Source organism: Krasilnikovia sp. MM14-A1004 (genome assembly GCF_047159485.1).
Taxonomy (GTDB): Bacteria; Actinomycetota; Actinomycetes; order Mycobacteriales; family Micromonosporaceae; genus Actinoplanes.
Map to the genome: position 1 here is coordinate 5,893,491 of NZ_AP038773.1, position 23,230 is coordinate 5,916,720.

At 72.3% G+C, this 23,230-nt stretch carries 26 protein-coding genes and 1 tRNA gene; 12 read left to right on the forward strand and 15 right to left on the reverse strand.

Translation table 11 applies throughout. The annotated features are described in order from the left end of the window. Window positions 1-111: 111 nt before the first annotated feature. The 3 genes from ACMCNN_RS25350 to ACMCNN_RS25360 are packed head-to-tail and all read right to left on the reverse strand — an operon-like array spanning window position 112 to window position 1,981. Complete coding sequence (locus ACMCNN_RS25350; RefSeq protein ID WP_412743013.1) at window positions 112-705, reverse strand: hypothetical protein; 594 nt, start codon at window positions 703-705, stop codon at window positions 112-114. 15 nt (window positions 706-720) lie between these two features. Then, entirely contained in the window at window positions 721-1,002 is a 282-nt protein-coding gene (locus tag ACMCNN_RS25355) for a hypothetical protein (RefSeq protein ID WP_412743014.1), read from the reverse strand. A 58-nt stretch (window positions 1,003-1,060) separates the two neighbouring features. After that, window positions 1,061-1,981 carry a carbohydrate kinase family protein gene (locus ACMCNN_RS25360; RefSeq protein ID WP_412743015.1) on the reverse strand — a complete coding sequence of 307 codons (921 nt, stop codon included), beginning with the start codon at window positions 1,979-1,981 and terminating at the stop codon, window positions 1,061-1,063. A gap of 205 nt (window positions 1,982-2,186) precedes the next feature. Here ACMCNN_RS25360 and fucP point away from each other — a divergent pair, with 205 nt between their 5' ends. From fucP to ACMCNN_RS25390, 6 genes are all read left to right on the forward strand, one after another. Then, complete coding sequence (gene fucP, locus ACMCNN_RS25365; RefSeq protein WP_412743016.1) at window positions 2,187-3,416, forward strand: L-fucose:H+ symporter permease; 1,230 nt, start codon at window positions 2,187-2,189, stop codon at window positions 3,414-3,416. A 23-nt stretch (window positions 3,417-3,439) separates the two neighbouring features. Further along, window positions 3,440-3,907: a hypothetical protein gene (locus tag ACMCNN_RS25370; protein WP_412743017.1), complete on the forward strand. Its 468-nt coding sequence runs from the start codon at window positions 3,440-3,442 to the stop codon at window positions 3,905-3,907. Between the two features lie 132 nt (window positions 3,908-4,039). Beyond that, window positions 4,040-4,399, forward strand: a complete 360-nt coding sequence (locus ACMCNN_RS25375; protein WP_412743018.1) for a hypothetical protein — start codon at window positions 4,040-4,042, stop codon at window positions 4,397-4,399. Window positions 4,400-4,477: 78 nt separating this feature from the next. Further along, complete coding sequence (locus ACMCNN_RS25380; protein ID WP_412743019.1) at window positions 4,478-5,932, forward strand: CHAD domain-containing protein; 1,455 nt, start codon at window positions 4,478-4,480, stop codon at window positions 5,930-5,932. A 302-nt stretch (window positions 5,933-6,234) separates the two neighbouring features. Then, a complete protein-coding gene (locus ACMCNN_RS25385) occupies window positions 6,235-7,164 on the forward strand; it encodes a ribonuclease Z (RefSeq protein ID WP_412743020.1) in 930 nt (309 codons plus the stop codon). Next, complete coding sequence (locus ACMCNN_RS25390) at window positions 7,136-7,633, forward strand: N-acetyltransferase family protein (RefSeq protein WP_412743021.1); 498 nt, start codon at window positions 7,136-7,138, stop codon at window positions 7,631-7,633. The genes ACMCNN_RS25385 and ACMCNN_RS25390 overlap by 29 nt, the downstream gene beginning before the upstream one ends. Before the next feature lie 323 nt (window positions 7,634-7,956). On the opposite strand, the gene ACMCNN_RS25395 is transcribed toward ACMCNN_RS25390, so the two are convergent. Continuing rightward, complete coding sequence (locus ACMCNN_RS25395) at window positions 7,957-8,340, reverse strand: hypothetical protein (protein WP_412743022.1); 384 nt, start codon at window positions 8,338-8,340, stop codon at window positions 7,957-7,959. A gap of 187 nt (window positions 8,341-8,527) precedes the next feature. Between ACMCNN_RS25395 and ACMCNN_RS25400 the strand changes: the two genes are divergently transcribed. Further along, complete coding sequence (locus ACMCNN_RS25400; protein WP_412743023.1) at window positions 8,528-9,472, forward strand: S1C family serine protease; 945 nt, start codon at window positions 8,528-8,530, stop codon at window positions 9,470-9,472. A 29-nt stretch (window positions 9,473-9,501) separates the two neighbouring features. Here ACMCNN_RS25400 and ACMCNN_RS25405 read toward each other — a convergent pair whose 3' ends face one another. Together ACMCNN_RS25405 and ACMCNN_RS25410 are read right to left on the reverse strand one after the other, a co-directional pair. Further along, window positions 9,502-10,860, reverse strand: a complete 1,359-nt coding sequence (locus ACMCNN_RS25405; RefSeq protein WP_412743024.1) for a cystathionine beta-synthase — start codon at window positions 10,858-10,860, stop codon at window positions 9,502-9,504. Between the two features lie 19 nt (window positions 10,861-10,879). Then, a complete protein-coding gene (locus tag ACMCNN_RS25410; RefSeq protein ID WP_412743025.1) occupies window positions 10,880-11,236 on the reverse strand; it encodes a YkvA family protein in 357 nt (118 codons plus the stop codon). Window positions 11,237-11,512: 276 nt separating this feature from the next. On the opposite strand from ACMCNN_RS25410, the gene ACMCNN_RS25415 reads away from it, so the two are divergent. The 4 genes from ACMCNN_RS25415 to ACMCNN_RS25430 all read left to right on the forward strand — a co-directional run bounded on the left by ACMCNN_RS25415 (window position 11,513) and on the right by ACMCNN_RS25430 (window position 15,340). After that, window positions 11,513-12,622 carry an SGNH/GDSL hydrolase family protein gene (locus tag ACMCNN_RS25415; RefSeq protein WP_412747263.1) on the forward strand — a complete coding sequence of 370 codons (1,110 nt, stop codon included), beginning with the start codon at window positions 11,513-11,515 and terminating at the stop codon, window positions 12,620-12,622. Window positions 12,623-12,686: 64 nt separating this feature from the next. After that, the gene (locus tag ACMCNN_RS25420) at window positions 12,687-13,493 is read left to right on the forward strand and encodes an SGNH/GDSL hydrolase family protein (protein WP_412743026.1); all 807 of its coding nucleotides are present in this window, start codon (window positions 12,687-12,689) and stop codon (window positions 13,491-13,493) included. 62 nt (window positions 13,494-13,555) lie between these two features. After that, complete coding sequence (locus ACMCNN_RS25425; RefSeq protein ID WP_412743027.1) at window positions 13,556-14,800, forward strand: acetyl-CoA C-acetyltransferase; 1,245 nt, start codon at window positions 13,556-13,558, stop codon at window positions 14,798-14,800. 183 nt (window positions 14,801-14,983) lie between these two features. Then, a complete protein-coding gene (locus ACMCNN_RS25430) occupies window positions 14,984-15,340 on the forward strand; it encodes a hypothetical protein (protein ID WP_412743028.1) in 357 nt (118 codons plus the stop codon). 14 nt (window positions 15,341-15,354) lie between these two features. On the opposite strand, the gene ACMCNN_RS25435 is transcribed toward ACMCNN_RS25430, so the two are convergent. Both ACMCNN_RS25435 and ACMCNN_RS25440 read right to left on the reverse strand, forming a co-directional pair. Next, the gene (locus ACMCNN_RS25435) at window positions 15,355-15,966 is read right to left on the reverse strand and encodes a hypothetical protein (protein WP_412743029.1); all 612 of its coding nucleotides are present in this window, start codon (window positions 15,964-15,966) and stop codon (window positions 15,355-15,357) included. 3 nt (window positions 15,967-15,969) lie between these two features. After that, window positions 15,970-16,515: a hypothetical protein gene (locus tag ACMCNN_RS25440; protein ID WP_412743030.1), complete on the reverse strand. Its 546-nt coding sequence runs from the start codon at window positions 16,513-16,515 to the stop codon at window positions 15,970-15,972. 162 nt (window positions 16,516-16,677) lie between these two features. Here ACMCNN_RS25440 and ACMCNN_RS25445 point away from each other — a divergent pair, with 162 nt between their 5' ends. Continuing rightward, a complete protein-coding gene (locus ACMCNN_RS25445) occupies window positions 16,678-17,268 on the forward strand; it encodes a hypothetical protein (protein ID WP_412743031.1) in 591 nt (196 codons plus the stop codon). Window positions 17,269-17,281: 13 nt separating this feature from the next. Here the strand turns inward: ACMCNN_RS25445 and ACMCNN_RS25450 are convergent, their stop codons facing one another. The 7 genes from ACMCNN_RS25450 to ACMCNN_RS25480 form a co-directional block, all read right to left on the reverse strand. Further along, window positions 17,282-17,596, reverse strand: coding sequence for a hypothetical protein (locus ACMCNN_RS25450; RefSeq protein WP_412743032.1), 315 nt, complete (start codon window positions 17,594-17,596; stop codon window positions 17,282-17,284). A 91-nt stretch (window positions 17,597-17,687) separates the two neighbouring features. Further along, complete coding sequence (locus tag ACMCNN_RS25455) at window positions 17,688-18,509, reverse strand: Bax inhibitor-1/YccA family membrane protein (protein ID WP_412743033.1); 822 nt, start codon at window positions 18,507-18,509, stop codon at window positions 17,688-17,690. A 105-nt stretch (window positions 18,510-18,614) separates the two neighbouring features. Further along, window positions 18,615-18,696 (reverse strand) — tRNA-Leu (locus ACMCNN_RS25460). A 123-nt stretch (window positions 18,697-18,819) separates the two neighbouring features. Next, window positions 18,820-20,169 carry an NAD(P)/FAD-dependent oxidoreductase gene (locus tag ACMCNN_RS25465; RefSeq protein WP_412743034.1) on the reverse strand — a complete coding sequence of 450 codons (1,350 nt, stop codon included), beginning with the start codon at window positions 20,167-20,169 and terminating at the stop codon, window positions 18,820-18,822. A gap of 159 nt (window positions 20,170-20,328) precedes the next feature. After that, window positions 20,329-20,898: a hypothetical protein gene (locus ACMCNN_RS25470; RefSeq protein WP_412743035.1), complete on the reverse strand. Its 570-nt coding sequence runs from the start codon at window positions 20,896-20,898 to the stop codon at window positions 20,329-20,331. Window positions 20,899-20,900: 2 nt separating this feature from the next. Beyond that, window positions 20,901-22,217 carry a DUF58 domain-containing protein gene (locus ACMCNN_RS25475; RefSeq protein ID WP_412743036.1) on the reverse strand — a complete coding sequence of 439 codons (1,317 nt, stop codon included), beginning with the start codon at window positions 22,215-22,217 and terminating at the stop codon, window positions 20,901-20,903. After that, window positions 22,214-23,200 (reverse strand): AAA family ATPase, encoded by a 987-nt coding sequence (locus tag ACMCNN_RS25480; protein WP_412747264.1) that lies wholly within the window; start codon window positions 23,198-23,200, stop codon window positions 22,214-22,216. The genes ACMCNN_RS25475 and ACMCNN_RS25480 overlap by 4 nt, the downstream gene beginning before the upstream one ends. Window positions 23,201-23,230: the final 30 nt, after the last annotated feature.

Here is a 23,230-nt window from a genome sequence, read left to right on the forward strand (position 1 = left end):
TCGAATCGCGGGTCGCGATCGGCGACTTCGAAACCGAGCACGGTACGCGGCGCAGAGGGGCCCCGGCGGCGCGCCGGGGCCCTCCACTCACAGCCCATGGATCGGGACGGGCTACTTCTTCAGTGACTTCAGGGTGGTCCGGGCGCTGCGGGCCGCCTCGCGGATCGGCTGGACCTGACCGCGGATCGCGTCACCGTCCGGTCCGGGCGCGATGGCCAGCAGCTTGTCGACCTGGCCGGCCAGCGACTGCTGCACCTCGTCGACCTTGCCCTGGTCGACGCCCGAACGGCCGTCCAGCTTGGCGGCCACGGCCAGTTCGGTGTCGATCGCCGCGGTGAGCCGGACCTTCGGGCCGGTCAGGATGAAGACGCGGAAGTCGTTCACCATGCTCTGCGCGTCGGCCTTCACGGCCGCCGCGGTGTTCTCCCCCGCGACCTTGGTGCGCAGTGCGGTGAGCCCGGCCCGCTGGTCGTCGATCAGCTTGTCCAGCGTGGCGCGGTGCCCGGCCTGGACCTTGCCGTGCTTGCCCAGCGTGGCGTCGAAGCGCTGCAGCGCGGCGAGGCGCTTGTCGATCCGGGCGGTGACCACGGTCTTGGCCTTGTCGAGGGGCTTGTCCGCGACGTCGGCGCGGGCGGGCGCCCCGGCGACGAGGGTGACGGCGAGCGCTGCGGCGCCCACCACGACGGTACGGGGGATGCGGTTCATCGGTGTCCTCATCTCTCAGTCCTGATCCTCGGCCGGCTGCTGGTCGCTGTTCAGCTGCCGGTCGACCTCGTCCAGCAGGCCGTCGACGTCCGGGGCGTCCGGGCTGGTCTCGGCCGCCCGGGTGGTCGTCGCCCGCGCGGTCGCGGGTGACGTGGCAGCGGCCGGAGCCGGTTGCCGGGTCGCGGCCGCCGGAGCCGGTTGCTCGTTCGTGGCCGGTTCGGCCGGCGCACGGTGGCGGGCGCAGCCGCCGACCAGCAGCACCGTGGCCGCCAGCGCGATGGCGAGGGTTCGTCTCATGGCTGAGAATCCTGCTCAGGCACCGTCAGCGAACGGCGAGCGGTTCGTAAGGATCAGGTCAGGACCGGGCGTCGAGTTCGGCGCGGGTGGGTGGATCCGCACCCGGCCGGGAGCAGGTGATGGCGGCCGCCAGCGCGGCCCAGTCCAGCACCGCCCCGAGGGTCGCCTCGTCGATGGCGGCGAGGGCGGACCGGCGGGCGCCACCGAGCAGATCGGCCCGCTGCAGCGCGTCGAGCATTCCGGCGGTGAACGAGTCACCGGCACCGACCGTGTCCACCATCTCCACCTCGACGGCGGGGCGGTGCAGCTCGGCGTGCCGGCTCAGCCCGTACGTTCCGGCCCTGCCGCGGGTCACCACGACCAGGGCCGGTCCCAGGGCGAGCCAATCCCGGGCGATGTCGGAGTCCGTGCGGTCGGGGTAGAGCCACCGCAGGTCCTCGTCGCTGACCTTGACCACGTCGGACAGTGCGACCAGGCGTTCGATGTCCGGACGTGCCGTCGCGGCCGCGCCGAGCAGGGCGGGCCGGACGTTCGGGTCGTAGGAGACGGTCACCTGTTGCCGCCGGTGCTCGCGCGCGACGAGGTCGGCCACCCGCCGGTGGCCCGGCGGCAGGACCGTGGCCAGCGAGCCGGTGTGCAGGCAGCGCGCCTCGATCGGCAGGGCGGGCAGCTCGGCGAGGTCCCACTCGATCCGGAACTCGTACGAGGCGACCCCGGCGGCCAGCCCCGCGATCGCCAGGCTGGTGGGGCTCCCGTCGTCGGGGCCCCGGTCGACCTGCACGCCGCTGGCGGTCAGGTGCTCGGCGACCAGTTCGCCGAACGTGTCCCGGCCCAGCCGCGTGACGAGGGTGACCGGTGCGCCGAGCCGGGCGAGACCGAGCGCGACGTTCGCCGGGCTACCGCCGGGGTGCGCCGCGAAGGTGCGGCCTCCCCGGGATCCGACCAGGTCGACGAGCGCCTCTCCGACGACGACGAACATGCCCCACACGCTCGCTTTCTTCCGTATTTGCACTATTTGTTTCGGATATCGCGATCATACATAGATTTCAATGCGGCGGGTACGGCTGAGTCACACCGAGGGGGTGGTTCCGATGCCACGAGACCTCGTCGTCGAGGCACAGCCACGGCAGCGACAGGCCCGCAGCAGACCACGACTGGTGTACCCCGGACTCGGCATTCCATTCGTGTTGCTCATTGCGTGCTTCGCCGCCTGGGGATCGGCCGCGAACCTCACCGACGTACTCGTCGGCGTCTTCCGGCACATCTTCACGATGTCGAACTTCCAGTCGGCGCTGGTCCAGTTCGCCTACTACGGCGCCTACTTCTCGCTGGCCATCCCCGCGGCCCTGATCAACAGGCGCTTCGGATACAAGACCGGAGTGCTGACCGGGCTGGGGCTCGCGACCGTGGGCGGGATGATGTTCTACCCGGCCAGCCGGGTGCTCGCGTACGGCCTCTTCCTGCTCGCCCTGTTCGTGCTCGCCGCCGGACTGTCGGTCCTGGAGACCTCGGCCAACCCGTTCGTGATCGCGATGGGGCCGGAGGACAGCGCCACTCAGCGGCTCAACTTCGCGCAGGCGTTCAATCCGGTGGGCGCGAACATCGGCGTCCTGCTGGGCGCGGTGGTCATCCTGCCGAACATCACGCCCGAGTCCACGAAGGCGACGATGACCGCCGGGCAACTGCACGACGCCCAGGAACGCGACCTGTCGCTGGTGCTCGGCCCGTACCTCGGAATCGCCTGCGTCCTGCTCGTCATCTGGCTGGTCATCGCGTTCCGCCGGATGGACATCCCGGCAGAGCGGGAGGAGTTCGAGATCGACGTGCAGCGCGGCGCGCTCGGGCGGCTCTGGCACAACCGCCACTACCGGTACGGCGTCGCCGCCCAGTTCTTCAACGTCGCGGCGCAGGTCTGCACCTGGACCTTCACCATCCAGTACGCCCAGGACGTCGTGCACGTCCCCACCGCACGCTCCGGGTGGTATCTGCAGGCCAGCCTCCTGCTGTTCCTCGTGGCCCGCTTCGTCATGACGTACCTGCTCGGCATCTTCCGGCCCACCCTGCTGCTGTTCGCGATGGGCGCGCTGGGTGTGGTGCTCGCGCTGATCGCCGTGCTGTCGCCCACGATGGTCGGCCTCGTCGCGGTCGTCGCGATCTCGCTGTCCCTCTCGCTGATGTTCCCCACGATCTACGGCGTGGCGCTGCAGGGCCTCGGCGAGGACACCAAGTTCGGCGCGGCCGGCCTCGTGATGGCCATCCTCGGCGGTGCGGTCATGCCGCTCGTGCACGGCCGGGTGATGGACGCGTACGGAGCCGCCCCGGCCTACCTGGTGCCCGGGACCTGCCTGGCACTCGTGGCGGCGTACGCGCTGTTCGACCTGCGCACCCACCGCAGCGGGAGTGTCCCGCACTGATCGACCCGCCGGAGGAGGTACCCATGCGTCGGTACTTGGTCGTGGCGAATCAGACCCTGGGCGGGGACGAACTCGTCCAGGCCATCCGGGAGGTGGCGGCCGCCGGGCCGAGCGAGTTCCGCCTCGTCGTGCCCGCCACGCCCGCGCACCACCTGGTACAGGGGTTCATCCCCCCGATGCCGGTCATGGGCGGGCCGATCACGCTGCCCGCCCCGCCGGAGGAGGGACACGCGCTGGCCGAGGCCAGGCTGCAGGCGTCGCTGAGCCGCATGGCAGCGGCCGGTGTACCGGCCGGCGGCGAGGTGGGCGACCCGGATCCGATGCGGGCGGTGGCGGACGTCCTCGCACACCGGACGTTCGACGAGATCATCGTGTCGACCCTGCCGGACCGGCTCTCCCGGTGGATGCACCAGGACCTGCCGAGGCGCCTGGAACACCGGTTCGGCCTGCCGGTCACGCGGATCACGGTGACGAAGGTGTCCCGGCGGTAGCACACCACGGCACCCGGTCCACGTCCGACGGCGGCAGGCCACCCGTGTGGGCGAAAACGATCGACACCCCCCGACCCTCCACCGACACTGGACGTACGGACAAACCAGGAGGTTGCGCCTCGGAGGGGCCACATGCTCGAGTTCACCAACATTGAAGCCGACGAAGAGGGCGCCTGGACGCTGGCCGAGTCGCTCCTCGAAAAGGCCCACTCGATGATGCAGGAGGCCGAGACGGCCCTCGAAAGGTTCGTGACCGGCAAGGAACTGAACCGCCAGCTGTGCTCCAGCCGCGGCATCGGCGAGTCGGACGCGGAGATCCGCTGGAACAACACCGCACGCGCCCGCAAGGCACTCGCCGACACCAGCTTCAACGTCGCCCAGGCGACGATGTACTACGGCGCCGCGACAGCGAACTACTCCCGTGCCCTGTACTTGCGCGCCACGGCCGCGTACCCACCCGAGCCCGCGCCCGCCGCCGCCGCATCGGTGTGAGCCCGCGCCGCCGGGTGTGGCCTGTGAGCACCCTGTGAACCCTGTGCCCGGCGCTCCGGGGCGGGCAAGATAGACAGAATGGAGAGCGCCACTGAAACCGAGCGCAAGTACGACGTCCCCGCGGACTTCGAGCTGCCGCCGCTGAGCGGTGTCGGCGGCGTGAGCCGGGCGAGCGACGCCGAGACCCACGACCTCGACGCTACCTACTTCGACACCGAGGATCTCCGGCTGGCCCGGCACCGGCACACCCTGCGGCGGCGTACCGGCGGCTCGGACGACGGCTGGCATCTCAAGACGCCCGGCGACGGCGCGACCCGCACCGAACACCGGCTCCCGCTCGACGCGGGCACCGACGAGGTGCCCGGCCCCTTGAAGGCGCAGGTGCGGGCGATCGTGCGGGACCGCGCCCTGCGCCCGGTGGCCCGGCTGCGCACCCTGCGGCGCGAGACGCCGCTGTGCGACGACGACGGCCACACGCTGGCGCTGGTCGCCGAGGACACGGTCACGGCCGAGACCGACGCCGGCCGGCAGAGCTGGCATGAGCTGGAGGTCGAGCTGGTCGACGGCGGCAAGAAGGTGCTCACCGCGGTGGAGCGGGCGCTGCTGGCAGCCGGCGCGACTCCCGCCGACGGCCCCTCGAAGCTGGCCCGCGCGCTCGGCGACCAACTGCCCGCCCCCGCCACGGACGGCGACGGGCAGCCCGACCCGGTACTGGCGTACGCGCGGGCCCAGCGGGACGCACTGGAGGCGTACGACCCGGGGGTGCGGCGGGGCGAGCCCGAGGCGGTGCACAAGATGCGGGTCGCGACCCGGCGGTTGCGCAGCACCCTGCGTACGTTCAAGGCCTGGTTTCCGCCGCAGACCGCCGGACCGGTCACCGACGAGCTGAAATGGCTGGCCGACCTGCTCGGCACCGTCCGCGACGCCCAGGTGCAGTCGCACAAGCTGCTGGCCACGGTCGATCGGGACGGCCCGGAGTTCGCCGGAGTCGGCCAGCGGATCCGGGCGCACCTGGACGACGCGGAGACCCGCGGCCGGGCGGCGCTGACCGAGGCGCTCGACGGCGAACGGTACCTGCGCCTGCTCGACGTCCTCGACGCCCTGGTCGACGCGCCCGTGGGCACCGGACGGGACGCGAAGCGCCGGGTCCGCAAGGCGCTGCACAAGGCCGACGGCCTGCTCGACCAGGCCCACGCGGACGGGGTCGACGCCGAGCTGCACGACGCCCGCAAGGCATACAAGCGGGCCCGGTACGCCGTCGAGGTGCTGGCCCCCGGCGCGGGCAAAACCGGCGCGAAGCTGGTCGACAAGCTGACCGACCTGCAGGACGTCCTCGGCTCACACCAGGACTCGGTGGTCGCCCGGGAGCTGCTGCGCGAGCTCGCCGGGGCCGCCCGGGCCGCGGGCGAGGACGGCTTCCCGTACGGGGTGCTCCACGCCCGCCAGGAGCGGGTCGGCGACGACACCCTGGCGGAGCTGCCCGCCGCCGAGGCGGCGTCGCGCCGCGCCAAGCTGCGCGGCTGGCTCGACTGACACCGCCGACGGAAAAACCGTTGTCGGGTTTCGGCACCCTGACTACGGTGGGCGGTACACGCGAAAGGAGGTGGTCCGACGTTGTATAGCTACGGGACTCGTGAGGTGGCTGTCCGCTAGGCCGCTGTCCTCGACAGCAGAAAGAAAACCCTTGTCGAGACCGTGTGGCAGCGGTCCCGGCCGAATAACAGACAGCCACCCGACCCCCGGGGTTCCGGCCTTGTCCGACCGGACCACGCTCCTCGCGAGCGCGGAGACCCCCGGGGGTCGCTTCATGTCCTCCGAAAGGGCTGACAGACCCGATGCGCGAACTCGTCGTCCTCGGCACGGCCAGCCAGGTGCCGACCCGGCACCGCAACCACAACGGCTACGTGCTGCGCTGGGACGACGAGACGATCCTGTTCGACCCGGGCGAGGGCACCCAGCGCCAGATGCTGATGGCCGGGCTCGCGGTGAGCCCCCTGACCCGGATCTGCATCACCCACTTCCACGGCGATCACAGCCTCGGCCTGCCCGGCGTCATCCAGCGGATCTCCCTGGACAGGGTGGCCCACCCGGTCGCGGTGGCCTTCCCCGCCGGCGGGCGCGAATATTTCGACCGGCTGCGGCACGCCACGAGCTTCTGGGACAACGCCGACCTGCGGCCCGAACAGGTGGGCGCGGGCTTCGCGGTGCAGACGTCCGCGGGGCGCCTCACCGCGCTGCCGCTGCGGCATTCCATCGAGACGTACGGGTACCGCCTGGTCGAGCCGGACGGGCACCGGATGGTCCCGGACCGCCTGGCCGCCCACGGCATCACCGGTCCGGCGGTCGGCGAGCTGCTGCGTACGGGCCGGCTCGGCGAGGTCACCCTGGCCGAGGTCAGCGTGCCACGGCCGGGGCAGCGCTTCGCGTTCGTGATGGACACCGGCCTGTGCGACTCGGTGTACGCCCTCGCCGAGGACGCCGACCTGCTGGTCATCGAGTCGACCTTCCTGGCGGCGGACGCGGCGCTGGCCGGCCAGGTCGGTCACCTCACCGCCGGCCAGGCCGGTGCGGTGGCCCGCGAGTCCCGGGTACGCACGCTGGTGCTCACCCACTTCTCCCAGCGCTACCCGGATCCGCGCGCGTACCTGGACGAGGCCCGCGCCGAGTTCGCCGGTGAGATCGTGCTGGCCGAGGACCTCATGCGGGTGCCCGTGCCGGCCCGGCTACCGTCGGGCGATGACCGTCCTGCTGCGCGCCGCGACTGATCCGGACCTGCCCGCCGTCGGCGCCCTGCACTTCCGCTCCCGGCGCAGCGCGTACGCGGGGGTCTTCTCCCCCGAGGCGCTGAACCACGGCTCACCGGCCGCGCTCGGCGAGTGGTGGGCGGAACGGTGGCGCTGGGAGCGCGAGACCCACCGCCTGACCGTCGCGGAGGCGGACGGTGACCTGGTCGGCTTCACCTACCTGGGCCCGACCCCCGAGCCGGACGTCACCGAGCTGTACGCCATCCACGTCGCCCCGCCATGGGTGGGGCGGGGCGTGGGGCGGCTCCTCATGCGGGACGCGCTGCCGCATCTCGGCGAGCGCGCGGTCCTCTGGGTGCTGGCCGACAACACCCGGGCGCGGCGCTTCTACGAGCGCGGCGGCTGGGCGCCGGACGGCGCCACCCGCGACCAGCCGATCGGCGCCGAGACGGCCCGCCAGCTGCGGTATGCACGCCACCAGGCGGCCTGATCCGGCATTGGCAGGAGGCGGGAACGCGCGACCGAGTGAATGCGGGGGAACCTGTGGTCGCGCGCTCCCACCAACCGCGCCCGCCCAAACCGGGGGATTGCGCCTGGCCGGAGGCGCTGACCGGCGGAGGCGTGCCGGTCGATCCAGTTTCCTGGGCGGGTCTTTGCGGGATGCCGGTGTGCTGGCGGGGCACAGCGGCGTCACCGCCGGGGAGGCGTCGCACGTGCCGGGGAGGGCTGGGCCCGCCGGGGGACGGCCGGGCCGCCGTACGACGTCGCGGTTCTGTTGTGGTCAACCGGGTCTGACGCCGGTCTCGGTGAAGGTCAGCCGAACGCCCCCCGGTTGGGCCGGTGGCGCGGCGGCGGTTCGTGCGCGGTGCAGTTGGCGGCCCGCCGGGCCCGCCGGTCGGCCCCGGCCGGACCCGCCGTACGGCGGCGGTCGATGTTGTCGTGCAGCCCGGCACGCAGTTCCGTGAAGCGGATGCTGTTGAGGTCGTGGCGCAGGGTCCACGCCTCCCGCCACGGGCGGCGTGCGGCGGTGTTCGCCCGCTCGCCGAGTCGGCGGGGCGTGCACGGCCAGCGCCGTCCACACCCGACACAGTTGAAGTCGGCGTCCGGCCGGTCATGGCGGTCGAGCAGGTGTTGCGCGTCGCGCCAGAGCAGCCGATCCACGATGTCGGCCGGTTCAGTCTGGTCGACAGAGACCATTCCTCACCCCTCCGTCAGCAGTGGCCCATGTCCGTCACGACACATACAACTCCGGCCGCCCGTTCACCGGTCGGACTTTCTGTGCGATTGCCCCCACTCCCCGTAACAGGGCCTGCCAGACCGGGTGTTCGCCGTGGGCGGACGGCGCTCGGGCATGGCGGCGACCGGCGCGGACGTTGAGGGCGGCATGGATACCGAACACCCGGACGCCGAGGCGCAGGCCCTCGACGCCTACAGCCGGGTGGTGACCGGGGTGGCCACCCGGCTCCTGCCCTCCGTCGCAGCCCTGGCCGTACGCACCCCGCGCGGCCCCGGCGCGGGGTCGGCCGTCACGTTCACCGATGACGGGTTCCTGCTCACCAACGCGCATGTGGTGTCCGGAGCGGACGGCGGCACCGCCGAGTTCGCCGACGGCACCGAGACCGCGTTCGACGTGGTCGGCGCCGATCCGCTGTCCGACCTCGCGGTGGTACGGGTGCACCAGCGCGGCGCGCCCGCCGCCCCGCTGGGCGACGCCGACCTGCTGCGCATCGGCCAGCTCGTGGTCGCCGTCGGCAACCCGATGGGCCTGGCCGGCTCCGTCACCGCGGGGGTGGTGTCCGGGCTGGGCCGTTCGCTGCCGACCCGGGACGGCCGCCGTACCCGGATCATCGACAACGTGATCCAGACCGACGCCGCGCTGAATCCGGGTAACTCGGGTGGGGCGCTGGCGGACGCCACGGGCACCGTGGTCGGCATCAACACCGCCGTCGCCGGGTACGGCCTCGGCCTGGCCGTACCGGTCAACGCGACGACCCGGCACATCGTCGGGGAGCTGGTGTCCCGTGGCCGGGTCCGCCGGGCCTGGCTGGGCATCGCCGGGGTGCCGGTCCCGCTGCCGCCGCCGGTCGCGGCCCGGCTCGGCCAGCGGATCGGCCTGCGGGTGGTGGAGGTGGTGCCGGGCAGCCCCGCCGGCACGGCCGGGATCTACCTCGGCGACATCCTGGTCAGCGCGGGCGGGCAGCCGGTACAGAGTGTCCAGCAGCTGCAGCGGCTGATGCTGGGCCCGGCGATCGGCACCCGGATGCCGGTGACCGTGCTGCGCCGCGACGCGTTCGTCGACGTGGTCACGGTCCCCACCGAACTGGCCTGACGCCGCCGCCCACCGGGGCGGCGGCGGGCTCAGGTCAGGTGGGTCAGCAGGTCCTGCCGGGTGAGCACGCCGGCCGGTTTGCCGTCGATGAGCACCATGGCGGCGTCGGCGCGTTCCAGCAGGCTCACCGCCTCGCTCACCGGCTGACCGCCACCGATCATCGGCAGGGGCTCGCCCATGTGCCGCTCGATGGTGTCGTGCAGGTGCGCCTGACCGGTGAACAGCGCGTCCAGCAGCGCCTTCTCCGCGATCGAGCCGGCCACCTCGCCGGTGACCACGGGCGGTTCCGCCTTGAGCACGGGCAGCTGGCTGACGCCGTACTCGCGCATGTAGTCGATGGCGTCCCGGACGGTCTCCGTCGGGTGGACGTGCACCAGGGGCGGGATGTCGCCGCTCTTGTTGCCGAGCATGGTCGCCACGGTGGGTTCGTCGCCGCCGGTGGTGAGGAAGCCGTACCGGGCCATCCAGCCGTCGTTGAAGATCTTCGACAGGTAGCCGCGGCCGCCGTCGGGCAGCAGGACCACGACCACGTCGTCCGGGCCGGCCCGGCGGGCCGCATCCAGCGCGGCGACCACGGCCATGCCGCAGGAGCCGCCGACCAGCAGCCCCTCCTCGCGGGCGAGGCGGCGGGTCATCTCGAAGGAGTCCTTGTCGGAGACCTCGATGATCTCGTCGCAGATGTCCCTGTCGTACGTCGTCGGCCAGAAGTCCTCGCCGACACCCTCCACCAGGTACGGCCGCCCGCTGCCGCCGGAGTACACAGAGCCCTCGGGGTCGGCGCCGACGATCCGCACCGGGCCCTGTTCCTTGAGGTAGCGCCCGATCCCGCTGATGGTGCCGCCGGTGCCCACCCCGGCCACGAAGTGGGTGATCTTCCCGGCGGTCTGGGTCCACAGCTCGGGACCGGTCTGCTCGTAGTGCGAGCGCGGGTTGGCCGGGTTGCTGTACTGGTCGGGCTTCCACGCGCCGGGGATCTCGCGGGCCAGGCGGTCCGAGACGTTGTAGTAGGAGCGCGGGTCCTCGGGCGCCACGGCGGTCGGGCAGACCACCACCTCCGCACCGTACGCGCGCAGGACGTTCTGCTTGTCCTCGCTGACCTTGTCTGGGCAGACGAAGACGCAGCGGTAGCCGCGCAACTGCGCGACCAGGGCCAGCCCGACCCCGGTGTTGCCGCTGGTGGGCTCGACGATCGTGCCGCCGGGCTGCAGGGCGCCGGACTTCTCGGCGTCCTCCACCATCCGCAGCGCGATGCGGTCCTTCACGGACCCGCCGGGGTTGAAGTACTCGACCTTGGCGAGGACGGTCGCGGCGATGCCCTCGGTCACGCTGTGCAGCCTGACCAGGGGGGTGTCACCGATCATCTCGACGACGTTGTCGTAGTAGCGCACGCCTTAGCCTAACGACGACTCAGGGCACGACCGAGCCGGGGATCACCGTGGCGCGGCTGCGCTCCCATTCCAGGAACCGTTCCGTCTCGCTGAGCACGGTCCCGGCCAGCCAGGTGATCATGATGGCGTCGTCGGCCAGCCCGAAAACGAACAGCACCGCCTCCGGTACGAGGTCGACAGGCGACACCACGTACGCCGCCGCCGCGGTCATCAGGGCGAGCCGCATGCCGCCGTCGTACTCCCCGCGCAGGGTGGCCACCACCATCCGGGGCAGGGCGGCCAGCCGCGCGCCGATCGACGGGCCGCCGCGGGCGCCGCTCATCAGGGCTCGGGCTAGTGCGGTGAAGGCCGCCGTACGCTTCAGCGTCTTTGCCATGGTCAGTCCCCTCTCCTGGATCCAGGATGACGCGGCGCCGCCACCGCTGCGAGGCGATGACGGCTCCGGGATGGTTTCGTGCCGACTGAGTGAACTCTGCGTCGGGTACGTAGCGACCCCGTCCACGCTGTCGTACCCGCGCGCTAGCCTCTGAATTCCCACCATCGCGGGACTTGTTTTGATCCAACTGGATCGGGCACGTCTCACCGAGCGACCGCGAGGGAGACCGTGGAACAGGTGTTCAGAGCCGCGTTCGGCCCCACCCGGGGCCACGGGATGACGGACGACGACTGGCGCCGCGTCCGGCGCGCCGGGCGTGTCGTGGGCGGCGTGACGGGCGTGGCCGCGGGTCTGACCCTGGCCTCGCTCGCCGTGCTGGTGCGCCAGGCCGCGGATGCCCGGCGGGTCATCCCGCTGGCCGAGGCACCCCCGCCCCGCGGCGACGGGCTGTACGGCGCCAAGTTCCCCGGCAGGCCCCTGACCATGGTGATCCTGGGCGACTCCTCCGCCGCCGGTTACGGCGTGCACCGCCCCCGGGAGACCCCGGGTGCGCTCTTCGCGACCGGGGTGTCCCGGCGGATGCACCGGCCGGTCCGGCTCTACCGTCTCGCGGTCGTCGGCTCGGTCTCGGCCGGCCTGCCGTATCAGGTCGACGCCGCCCTGGAATACGAGCCGGATGTCGCGATCATCCTGGTCGGTGGCAACGACGTCACGCACGTGTCGGCCCGCGCGGCCGCGGTGCGGCATCTCGCCGCGTCGGTGCGCCGGCTGCGCGCGACAGGCTGCAAGGTGGTCGTGGGCACCTGCCCGGACATCGGGGCGATCCAGCCGATCAAGCCGCCGCTGCGCTGGGTGGCCCGGAGCCTGAGCCGCCAGCTGGCCGCCGCGCAGACCATCGCGGTGGTCGAGGCGGGCGGGCGCACGGTCTCGCTGGTCGATCTGCTGGGTCCGGCGTTCGAGGCCGATCCGGTGCGGATGTTCAGCTCCGACCGCTTCCACCCGTCCGCCGAGGGGTATGCCAGGGCGGTCGCGGTGATGATGCCGACCCTCATGGCCGCGCTCGGCGAGGATGACGAGAGCCGTCCCCCGGTCGCCACCGGCGCGGGGGTGCGCAGCCTGCCCGCCGCCGCCCAGGAGGCGGTCCGCGCCGCGGGCACGGAGGTCAGTGCCGCCCGGGTCGACGGCCGGGAACGCGGCCCGGCGGGGCGCTGGGCGCAGCTGCGCCGGCACCCCTGGTTCGGCGAGCAACGGCTGTGGTTCGGCCACCGGGCCCCGGCCCGGCCGGGGAATCCGGCAGTGGGCGCACGGCTTCCGAGCGGGCAAGCTGGATCCACGCCGGGCGCCGTAGGGTGGACACCGGAGGATCATCAGGCGACCGTGGACTGACCCCGTCACCGGCCGCCGGTTCTCGGGCACCGGTGACGGCCGGGGAGTGACCCAGGGAGGCGACATGACGAGGTTGGCGGGACGCATCGGCAAGGCGACGGCGACGACGCTCTTCGCCGGCGCCGTGGGTGGTTTCGCCCTGCTGGCCGGGGAGGCGATCGCGGCCAAGAGCCGACGCTACGCCAAGCCGACCATGGGTCTCGCCCTGCGTACGTCGATGGGTCCCACGGCCGCGCCGCAGTTGCGGCTGATCCTGCTGGGCGACTCCGGCGCGGTCGGTGTCGGTGTCGAGTGGCTCTCCGAGACGGTCGGTGGCCAGCTGGCCCGGCTGCTGGCCGACGGCACGCCGGAGACCGGCGAGCGGCACGTGCTGCTCTCCAGCGTCGGGGTGGCGGGCTCCCGCTCCAGCGACCTGGCCACCCAGGTGGCCCGGGCACTGCTGGGTGACCAGCCCGACGTGGCGGTGATCCTGATCGGCGCGCACGACGCCACCTCGCTGCGGGCTCCGGAGGAGTCGGCGGAGCATCTCGGTGCCGCGGTGCGCCGGCTGCGCGAGGCAGGCGTACAGGTCGTGGTGGGCACCTGCCCGGATCTGGGTGCGCTGCGCGCCATCGCGCAGCCGCTGCGCCAGCTCACCGGCTGGCTGGGGCGCCGGATGGCGCGGGCCCAGGCCACGGCGGTGCTCGACGCGGGCGGCGTGGTGGTCGACCTGTGCGGGGAGACCGGTGCGGTGTTCCGTGCCGACGCCGGGACGTTCTGCTACGACGGTTTCCACCCGTCCGCCGACGGCTACCGGGTGTGGGCGCATGCGCTGTATCCGGCCGTCGAGGAGGCGGCGCTGGCCGCGGGACGCCCAGCCGCGGAGAAGTAGGACATTTCGGTGTGACGCGATTGTCCTTCCTCGCCAAGTTACCGTTCAGTTAACGTAGGTGAATGCCGGAAGCTGTCATCGTTGCCACTGCCCGCTCCCCGATCGGCCGTGCCGTCAAGGGCTCGCTGCGGGAACTGCGCCCGGACGATCTCACCGCCACGATCGTCGACGCCGCGCTCAACAAGGTCCCCCAGCTGGACCGTACGCTGATCGAAGATCTTTACCTGGGTTGCGGCCTGCCCGGCGGTGAGCAGGGCTTCAACATGGCCCGGGTCGTGGCCACCCTGCTCGGCCTGGACGGCCTGCCGGGCGCCACACTGACCCGGTACTGCTCGTCCTCGCTGCAGACCACCCGGATGGCGCTCCACGCGATCAAGGCCGGCGAGGGCGACATCTTCATCTCGGCCGGGGTCGAGACCGTCTCCCGGTTCGCGCGGGGCAGCTCCGACGGCCTGCCCTCGGAGGCGCAGGCGCTGGTCGGCGGCGGCTGGGAGAACCCGAAGTTCGCGGACGCCCAGGCCCGCTCGGCCGCGGCGGCCCAGGGCGGCGTCACCTGGCACGACCCGCGCGAGGACGGGAACGTCCCGGACATCTACCTCGCCATGGGCCAGACCGCCGAGAACCTGGCCCAGCTCAAGGGCGTGACCCGCGAGGACATGGACGAGTTCGGCGTACGCAGCCAGAACCTCGCGGAGAAGGCCATCGCGGACGGCTTCTGGGAGCGCGAGATCACGCCCGTGACGCTGCCGGACGGCACTGTCGTCTCGACCGACGACGGCCCCCGCGCCGGCGTGACCATGGACGCGGTTTCCCAGCTCAAGCCAGTGTTCCGTCCGGACGGCCGGATCACGGCGGGCAACTGCTGCCCGCTCAACGACGGCGCCGCCGCCGTGGTGATCATGAGCGACACCAAGGCCCGCGAGCTGGGGATCACCCCGCTGGCCCGGATCGTCTCCACCGGCGTCACCGCGCTGTCCCCGGAGATCATGGGCCTGGGCCCGGTCGAGGCGTCCAAGCAGGCGCTGAAGCGGGCCGGGATGACCATCGACGACGTGGACCTGGTCGAGATCAACGAGGCGTTCGCGGCGCAGGTCATCCCGTCGTACCGGGACCTGAACATCCCGATCGAGAAGCTCAACGTCAACGGCGGCGCCATCGCGGTGGGCCACCCGTTCGGCATGACCGGCGCGCGGATCACCGGCACCCTGCTCAACTCGCTCGAGTGGCACGACAAGAGCATCGGGCTGGAGACCATGTGCGTCGGCGGTGGCCAGGGCATGGCCATGGTGCTCGAACGCCTCAGCTGAGACCTCCGCCGGGTCCGGGTGCCAGAGGGCGGCCGGGCTCGGCGGGCTTCACCACCGGCGGTGGCGGGGGCCTCGCCACCCGGACGGCCATGCCGGGTCGCTCGGCAGGTTTCTGGTCCGCCGGGTTGCCATCCGGACCGCTCGCGCATAGTCACAGTGAGAGCGGGAGAGGGAGAGGCTCACATGGTCGCAATGGGGCGCAAGGACACGAACGGTACGGACAAGCTGAGTGCCGCCGAGGCGGTTCAGTTCCTGACTCCCGATCTCCTCGAATTCCTGGCCGACCTGTGTGGGGCGCCGGCGTCGATCGCCCAGGGCGCGGTGCAGCTGCTGCCGTTCGGGTCACGGGCGGCGTTGCTGGCCACCGGCCTGGTCACCGCGCACGACGGCGGCGACGGGCCGGCGCATGAGGAGATTCTGCAACTCACCGACCTGGCGTTCGAGGTGATCGCGATGGCTTCCAGCGCCGCGGCCAGTGAGCAGATCGACGAACTCGCGGCGCACGCCGCGGCGATCGTCGCGGCGCGCCAGCGCGGCTGACCGGGACGGGAGCGTCACGCCGTGTGCTGCGCGGCGCTGATGTACGTCCGCAACCGGCGCAGCGCCTTGCCGACGCCCTCGTGGCTGAGCCCCAGGACCTGCGCGCAGGCGCGGTTGCTCGGGGCCTTGCCGGTGCGCTGGATCTGGTCGAGCAGGTGGGTGGCTACCCGGATCGCGGTCGAGTCGCGCCTGCTGTAGGCCAGCGCCATCGCCTGCTGGATGACGTCCGGTGTGGCCGCTTCGTCGAGCCGGGCCGCGGCCTGCTCGTCGGTCATGGACAGCAGCCCGGGATGGGTGGTGTCGACGGGCACGGTGCGCTGGCCGCGGCGGATCGCGGCGATGGCCTGGTTCGAGGCGATCTTGACGAGGTACCCGGCCGGGTTGCGGGCCTCGTCGACCAGGCCGCGGCGGCCGCTCTCCACCAGCCGGGCCACCGCGTCGTTGGCGATCTCGTCGAGGTCTGCGCCGCTCAGCGGGGGGCTGTAGCGGGCCTGCAGGTAGCGGCGCAGCGCAGCGACGCCGAGCTGCAGCGTCTGCGAGGTCACCGCGGCGGGCGCGCTCAGCAGCCCGAGGACGAGGAACTGTATGGGGTCGTCGGGCTGGGTCACGGTGGCGGTGTCGTCCATCGGTCAGGGCGCCCGGTGCAGCAGGCAGTGGAAGTCGACCAGGGCGTTGTGCACATCGTCCTCGCTCAGACCCCGGCCGCGGCCCTTCAGCTTGTCCAGCACCTCCCGGGCGGTGGGCACCATGCCGTCCAGCTCGGCCATGTCCAGGTACTGCGTCATGATCAGCGCCTCCATCATGCGCCTCTCGTGCACCAGGAGGTGGATGCCCCACCGGATGGCCGCCGCGTCGAACCCACCGCCGAACACGGTGTCGGCGAACAGGTCGTCGTAGTCGGGTCCCCTCGAATCGATCTTGGGGTTGGTGCGCAGCCACGCCAGGGCGGCCCGGTTCACGTCCGCGCGCAGGCCCCTCGCGACCACGGCACTGTGGTAATCCAGAGCCCCGCGCCAGCGGGCCACGACGGCGGCCACCATCGTCCGGACCACGGGCTCCGGGATGCGGTCGGAGAACCGCTCATGGACGTGCCGATCCAGGTCGTCGAGCAACAGCCCCACGGCCGACGACCGGCCGGGTTGCTGCTGCGTATTGCCCCGTTCTGAATCGACCACGACGCCCCACGCCCGAAAAGCCGGAAATAGACAGATGAATCCGCGGTAACAGCGCCGTTTATGCTACGGGAGCCGCACCACCCCCAAACCTGCCTATTTACTGACACCCGTGGGGACCTTGTGTCGCTTGTGTCACTTGCCGTCGCGATTGTCGTCGCGGCGGTGTTCGCAGTCTTCGGTTTTCCGTTCCGGTTCTACCAGTGCTGGTTCAGCTGGAGCCGGATCGGCGCGCCCGCCGGCGTCCTGCTCTACATGGTCCTCGCCGGTGGGGGCGGTGGTGGCATCGGCTGGCTCACCGCCTATCTGGCGAACGTGCCACCGTCGACCGCACCGGTCATCGACGGGCTGTTCTACGGCGTCGCCGGTGCGCTCGCCGTACGGGCCGACTTCCGCTCTGGTCCCGAAGCCAGCCGCGGCCCGCAGGAAATGCGGGGAGCCGCGTCGCTGCTCGGCAAGGGCATCGAGTGGACGACCGGCCTGCTCGACGAGGTGACCTGGCGCCGCGTCAAATACTGGCTGGACGCCCGCACCGACGACCAGCTCCTGGTCGTCGCGTTCGACATCGTCCACGAGATCAGAGCCGACAACGCCGTCCCCGCGCCCGCCAAGAAGGTGATCGGGAAGGAGGCGGTCGACGCCATGCAGGCCCTGCACGAGGCCGCCGACGACGTGAAACGCGCCGAGGGCCGATCGCGGCTCACGCATTTCTGCCGGAGCCAGATCGTGAGCCAGCACATCACCAAACCGGTCTAGCCATCCGGCGCCCTCACAGGACCCGGCGCAGGGCGTCCACCTCGGCGCGGGCCCCGGCGAACACGTCAGGGCCCGGATCGGCGGCCAGCAGATCGTCGGCGGTCACGCGCAACTGGTCCGGCAGGACCGGGTCGACCAGCCGCGGCACCGTCCGGTGTCCCCGCCCCTCCGCGTCCGCACAGAGGTCGGCCAGGTGCTGCACCAGCCCGTACGCGAGGTCGGCCTTGGTGGGACCCGCCGGGGTGTGCGCCCACCAGCGGCCCTGCTCCCAGTGGCCGACCCGGGTGAGCAGCCGGTCGATGCTGGTGGCGAACTCCTGCGCGGTCACGATCGCGACCCTAGTGGACCGCCGGGAATGGGACAGCGCCCGGACCGTTTCGAGACGGGCCGGGCGCTGAGGTACGACGAGAGACGAACCGTCAGTCGTCGCCTTGCAGGATGCTCAACAGGCGCAGGATCTCCAGGTACAGCCAGATGAGGCTCACCAGGATGCCGAACGCGGCGGTCCACGCGTACCGCTGTGGCAGGCCCATCCGGACGCCCTCTTCGACCTCGGCGAAGCTGAGGATGAAGCTCAGCGAGGCGACGACGATGCAGACCAGGCTGAAGATGATGCCGAGCGCCCCGGCGCCGCGCAGGCCCGTGTTGATCCCGAAGATCGACAGCACGAAGTTGATCAGCATGACGGCGAACAGGCCCGCCATGACGGCGATCATGCCGCGGACGAACTTCGGCTTGGCCCGGATGACGCGGGCCCGGTACAGGATCGCCATCAGGAAGAACACGCCGAACGTGGCGACGACCGCCTGCAGCACGACGCCCGAGTAACCGGCTATCTCGTCGAAGTACTTGCTGACCATGCCGAGGAAGACGCCCTCGACGACCGCGTACACGACGACGAGCACCGGGTTCGCCACGCGGGAGAACGAGATGATCAGACCGAGCACCACGCCGACCATCGCCGCGCCGATCCAGGCGAGGCGGAGCATCGAGTTCGGGATCAGGTTCCACGCGGCGACGGCCGAGATGCCGGTGATGCCGAGCAGCAGCACCGTCTTCACCACGACGTCGTCGATTGTCATGGGCTGCACGGCGGGCGGAGCGGCAGGGTACCCGGCGGCGGTCGGGTACGGCTGCCCGTAGCCCGGCTGGCCGGTGGGCCCGTACGCTCCGTACCCGGCCGTCCGCTCGCGTTCGGCCGCCTGGCCGAGGCGCGACAGCACCGGGTTGGAAGTCTTCACTGTGTCCAGCCTCCCCTGAGGTTGAGGCACGTGTGTGCGTGCCTTTCCAGAGTAAGCGCTGCGCACACCCCCTGGGCGTGGCACCACCTGTGAGCAGGCTGAGAGTGCCCGGGACGGGTTTCGAACCCGCATGCCTTTTGGGCAGCCGCTTTTAAGGCGGCCGTGTCTGCCATTCCACCACCCGGGCGGGTCCAGCCCTCACCGTAGCGAACGCCGCCCGTTCGGCGGCGGACCGGACGGGCAGAACCCGCCGGGACGTCCGGTCCCAAAATGCCCCGGACCGCGTGCAGCGGCCCGGGGCGGTGCAGGTCTAGCGGGCGCCGGCGCCCACGGGAGCCCGGTCGTCGCTCAGCGGCGGCGTCACGTCTGTGAACTCCTCGCGCGGCTTGTGCAGCTGGCCCAGCGAGACGACCTCGCGCTTGAAGATCAGGGCCAGCGTCCAGTCGGCCACTACGCGGGTCTTGCGGTTCAGCGACGGGATCCGGCTCATGTGGTACGTGCGGTGCATGATCCACGCCGGGTAGCCCTTGAGCTTGATCCCGTACACCTTGGCGACGCCCTTGTGCAGGCCGAGGCTGGCGACGCTGCCCGCGTACTTGTGCTTGTAGTCCTTCGGGGCACCGCCGAGGACGACCTGGCGGATGTTGTCCGCCAGGACCTTGGCCTGGCGGACCGCGTGCTGCGCGCTGGGCGAGCAGAACGCGCCGGGGTTGGCCAGGTCGGGCACCTGGGCGCAGTCACCGGCGCTCCACGCCCCGTCGAGGACCTTGTCACCGTCGACCACCTGCAGGGTGGGCCGGCAGGTGATGTGGCCACGCGGGCCGCGCGGCAGGTCGGTGCGGTCCAGCATCGGCGACGGCTTGACCCCGGCCGTCCAGACCAGCGTCTCGGTGCGGAACTCGTCGCCGTCGGAGAGCCGGACGACCCCGCCCACGCACGACTCCAGGCGGGTGTCGAGGCGCAGGTCGATGCCGCGGCTGGCGAGCTGGCGGGCGGCGTAGGCGCCCATGTCGGGGCCGACCTCGGGCAGGATCCGGTTGGTGGCCTCGACCAGGACGAAGCGGACCTCGTCCTGGCGCAGCTCGGGGTAGACCTTGAGGGCGTCGCGGACGACGTCCTCCATCTCGGCCAGCGCCTCGATGCCCGCGTAGCCGCCGCCCACGAAAACGAACGTCAGCGCCGCCTTGCGCACCTCGGGGTCGGGGGTGACCGCGGCCACGTCCAGCTGGTCGAGGATGTGGTTGCGCAGGAAGATGGCCTCGCCGATGGTCTTGAAGCCGATGCCGTGCTCCCGCAGCCCCGGAACCGGCAGCGTCCGCGACACGGAGCCGGGCGCCACGATGATGTGGTCGTACGTCAGCTCGGTCGTGGGGCCCTCGATGGGCTGGATGGTGACCGTCTTGCGGGCGTGCTCGATCCGGGTGACCTCGCCGGAGATGATGCGGCACCGGCTGAGCGCGCGACGCAGCGGCACCACGGAGTGCCGCGGCGAGATGTTGCCGGCCGCTGCCTCGGGCAGGAACGGCTGGTACGTCATGTGCGGCTGGGGGTCGATCACGACCACCTCCGCCCGGCGCGCCGAGAGCTTCTTCGACAGGCGCAGTGCGGCGTACAGCCCCACGTGTCCTGCCCCTACGACGACGATGCGCTGCGGTTTCACGTTGCTATTGTCGCCCGTTGGGGGCGGGAGTGCCTCGGGATGTGACGTAACACAAAGCCGCTGTCAAGTGCCGTTACGCACGTATTTCCGGAAGGTGGCAGGGGTAGCCCGGAGCGCGGCCGGAGGGTTTGCGCCGGGCCCTCGACCGGGCCGGAACATCTACGGCCTGCGGAGCAGCCGGGCGAGGAGCAGGGTGAGGCCGACCGCCGCGGCCAGCCCGGCCAGCGTGGCGATCAGGAACGCGCCGCCCGCCAGGTCGGCGGTCAGGCCCAGCGCCAGCACCGTCAGCACCGCGGAGACCAGCGTCACGGCGCCGGCCCGCAGCAGCCAGCCGGTCACCACGTCGCTGTCGACCTCGGCGTCGGTGGGCAGCACCGCGGCCAGCGCGGTCAGGGTGTGCGCCAGGTAGAGCAGGGTGGCCAGGGCCAGCACCCGCCACAGCGCGACCCGCGCGTCGTACCAGGCGGTGTCGAGGATCCAGCCGCCGACCGCGGCGACGGCGGCCACGGTGGCGCCCCGGCCGCGCGGGGCGAACGCCGGGTACACCGCGACCGCGGCGATGAACAGCGCGTAGCGGCCGGTGAGCACCGGCACCGGCCAGGCCACGGTGATCGCCAGCAGGCCGCACAGGGCGACCCCGCCCCGGACCAGCATCGGCACCAGGGTGGCCCGGCGCATCGTGGTGCGGGCCCGATCGATCCGCCGGGTCAGCGTCCCGAGCACGGCCACGGTCAGCGCCCCCTCGGGGCGGAGGCCGTGCGGGCCACGTCGCGCAGCACCAGGTCGAGGCTGCCGGATCCGGCCCAGGTGACCACGGGTACGCCGTGCTCGCGCAGGCGGCCCAGCACGTTCTCGCGTTCGAGGCGCCACAGCCGGGTGGCCAGCGGGGTCCAGGTGCTGCGCCGGGGCGGGGTCACGTCGGCGGGCAGGGTGTCCACCGCGACCGTGAACCGGCCGGACTGGGCGAGCTGGGCCAGCATGTCGGCCGCGCGGGGATCGACCAGCGGGGTCAGCACCACGACCAGGGCGTCGGAGGAGATGTGCTGGAGGCCGAGAACATGCTCGGCGGGCGCGTCGTCGGAGATGTCCGGGCGTACGTCGAGCAGCCACTCCAGGGCGGTCAGGTACTGGCGGCGACCGGTGGCGGGGCGCAGGCGGCGGGCGGACTGGCCGTACTCCAGAAGCGACACCCGGTCGCCGCGCTGCAGGTAGTGCTCGGCGATCGCCGCTGCCGCCCGGACCGTGGTGTCGAGGACCGAGGCGCCGCCCCGGATGCCGCCGGAACGGCCCGCCTCGCCGAGCACGTCGAGCAGCAGCAGCACCTCGGCGTCGCGGTCGGACAGGGTGGCCGCCACGTGCAGGTCCCGGGTACGCAGCGACACCCGCCAGTCGATGCGGCGCAGCCGGTCGCCGGGGGCGAACGGGCGTACCCCGGCCAGCTCGCCGCCCTCGCCGGGGCGGCGGGACCGGTGGTTGCCGACCAGCCCGGCCGCCGCGGGCATCGCGTCGACGGCGGCGAACGGTTCGGTGACCGGGTACACGCGCACGGCGCGGGCCGGGGTGAGCACCGGGCGGCAGGCCAGCAGGCCACCGCACGCGGCGACCCGGGCGGCGGCCGGGCCGACGTCGTGGCGCCCCCAGCGCAGGGCCTCGCCGGGCAGGTCGACGGCGCGCCAGCGCTGCGGCCGTACGGTGATCCCGAAGGGCCTGTCGGCCTTCTCCAGCCGCAGCCACGGCGACGTCCGCGTGCGCACGACGACCAGGTCGTACGTGATGCCGTCGGGGTTGGCGACCGTGAGCCCGGCGGTGACCTTGCCGCCCTCGACGAGGTGGTCGGAGTCGGCCTCGATGGTGATCTCCGGGGCGGCGTGGGGCATCCGGCGCAGCCCGACCGCGGCGCCGATCGCGAACGGTGCCGCCAGCAGCACCAGATCGACCCGCCCGAGGGCGACGCCGAGCACCAGCAGCAGGCCGGTGAGCAGCACCGCCCGCCCGAGCGCGCGGGTCGGCACCCAGGCCGGAGCCCCGTCGTCCGCCGCGGTGTTCATTGCCCCGGATACCCGCTCACGTGGGTCGGCACGGCGCCGCTGGCCGGGGCGGGCACGGCGGCCAGCACCTCGTGCACCACGAAGGACGGGTCGACGCGGCGCAGCCACATCTCCGGGCGCAGCGTGATCCGGTGCGCCAGGGCCGGGACAGCTACCTCCTTGACGTCCTCGGGCACCACGAAGTCCCGCCCGGCCATCGCGGCGCGGGCGCGGGACAGCAGCAGCAGCGCCAGCGAGCCGCGCGGCGACGAGCCGACCAGCGCGGAACCGTGCTCACGGGTGGCGCTGGTCAGGGCGACGATGTACCGGCCGATCGAGTCCTCCACGGCCACCGTCTCCAACGACGCCTGCATCGCCTGCAGGGTGCGTGCATCGACCACGGGAGCGAGCTGGGCCTCCTCCTGGCGGCGCGCCATCCGGCGGCGCAGCACATCCCACTCCTCCTCGGCCGTGGGATAGCCGAACGACACCCGCAGCATGAACCGGTCGAGCTGGGCCTCGGGCAGCGGGTACGTGCCCTCGTACTCGATCGGGTTGGCGGTGGCCAGCACGTGGAACGGCGGCTCCAGCCGGTACGTGACGCCCTCCACGGAGACCTGCTTCTCCTGCATGGCCTCCAGCAGGGCCGCCTGGGTCTTGGGCGGCGTCCGGTTGATCTCGTCGGCCAGCAGCATGTTGGTGAAGACGGGGCCCGCGCGGAACGCGAAGTCGCCCTTGCGCTGGTCGTACAGGAACGAGCCGGTGACGTCGGCGGGCAGCAGGTCGGGGGTGAACTGCAGCCGCCGGAAGTCGAGCCCGAGGGCCTGGGCGAAGGAGCGGGCGGTCAGCGTCTTGCCGAGGCCCGGCAGGTCCTCCAGCAGCACGTGGCCGCCCGCGAGGATGCCCGCCAGCACCAGCTCCAGCGAGTCCCGCTTGCCGACCACCACGGTGCCGACGGAGTCCAGGACCGCGCCCGCCAGCCGCCCCACCTCGTAGGGCGGCATCACCTCCACGCGTGCGTCCGTCACGAATCC

Coding starts and splice junctions, on each gene's coding strand:
- ACMCNN_RS25415 (WP_412747263.1), top strand. CDS start 11,513: ATGACGGACGACGACTGGCGCCGCGTCCGGCGCGCCGGGCGTGTCGTG.
- ACMCNN_RS25475 (WP_412743036.1), bottom strand. CDS start 22,217: ATGAACACCGCGGCGGACGACGGGGCTCCGGCCTGGGTGCCGACCCGC.
- ACMCNN_RS25425 (WP_412743027.1), top strand. CDS start 13,556: ATGCCGGAAGCTGTCATCGTTGCCACTGCCCGCTCCCCGATCGGCCGT.
- ACMCNN_RS25410 (WP_412743025.1), bottom strand. CDS start 11,236: ATGGCAAAGACGCTGAAGCGTACGGCGGCCTTCACCGCACTAGCCCGA.
- ACMCNN_RS25395 (WP_412743022.1), bottom strand. CDS start 8,340: ATGGTCTCTGTCGACCAGACTGAACCGGCCGACATCGTGGATCGGCTG.
- ACMCNN_RS25385 (WP_412743020.1), top strand. CDS start 6,235: ATGCGCGAACTCGTCGTCCTCGGCACGGCCAGCCAGGTGCCGACCCGG.
- ACMCNN_RS25375 (WP_412743018.1), top strand. CDS start 4,040: ATGCTCGAGTTCACCAACATTGAAGCCGACGAAGAGGGCGCCTGGACG.
- ACMCNN_RS25480 (WP_412747264.1), bottom strand. CDS start 23,200: ATGCCGCCCTACGAGGTGGGGCGGCTGGCGGGCGCGGTCCTGGACTCC.
- ACMCNN_RS25370 (WP_412743017.1), top strand. CDS start 3,440: ATGCGTCGGTACTTGGTCGTGGCGAATCAGACCCTGGGCGGGGACGAA.
- ACMCNN_RS25355 (WP_412743014.1), bottom strand. CDS start 1,002: ATGAGACGAACCCTCGCCATCGCGCTGGCGGCCACGGTGCTGCTGGTC.
- ACMCNN_RS25350 (WP_412743013.1), bottom strand. CDS start 705: ATGAACCGCATCCCCCGTACCGTCGTGGTGGGCGCCGCAGCGCTCGCC.
- ACMCNN_RS25400 (WP_412743023.1), top strand. CDS start 8,528: ATGGATACCGAACACCCGGACGCCGAGGCGCAGGCCCTCGACGCCTAC.
- ACMCNN_RS25360 (WP_412743015.1), bottom strand. CDS start 1,981: ATGTTCGTCGTCGTCGGAGAGGCGCTCGTCGACCTGGTCGGATCCCGG.
- ACMCNN_RS25435 (WP_412743029.1), bottom strand. CDS start 15,966: ATGGACGACACCGCCACCGTGACCCAGCCCGACGACCCCATACAGTTC.
- ACMCNN_RS25420 (WP_412743026.1), top strand. CDS start 12,687: ATGACGAGGTTGGCGGGACGCATCGGCAAGGCGACGGCGACGACGCTC.
- ACMCNN_RS25380 (WP_412743019.1), top strand. CDS start 4,478: ATGGAGAGCGCCACTGAAACCGAGCGCAAGTACGACGTCCCCGCGGAC.
- ACMCNN_RS25390 (WP_412743021.1), top strand. CDS start 7,136: ATGACCGTCCTGCTGCGCGCCGCGACTGATCCGGACCTGCCCGCCGTC.
- ACMCNN_RS25430 (WP_412743028.1), top strand. CDS start 14,984: ATGGTCGCAATGGGGCGCAAGGACACGAACGGTACGGACAAGCTGAGT.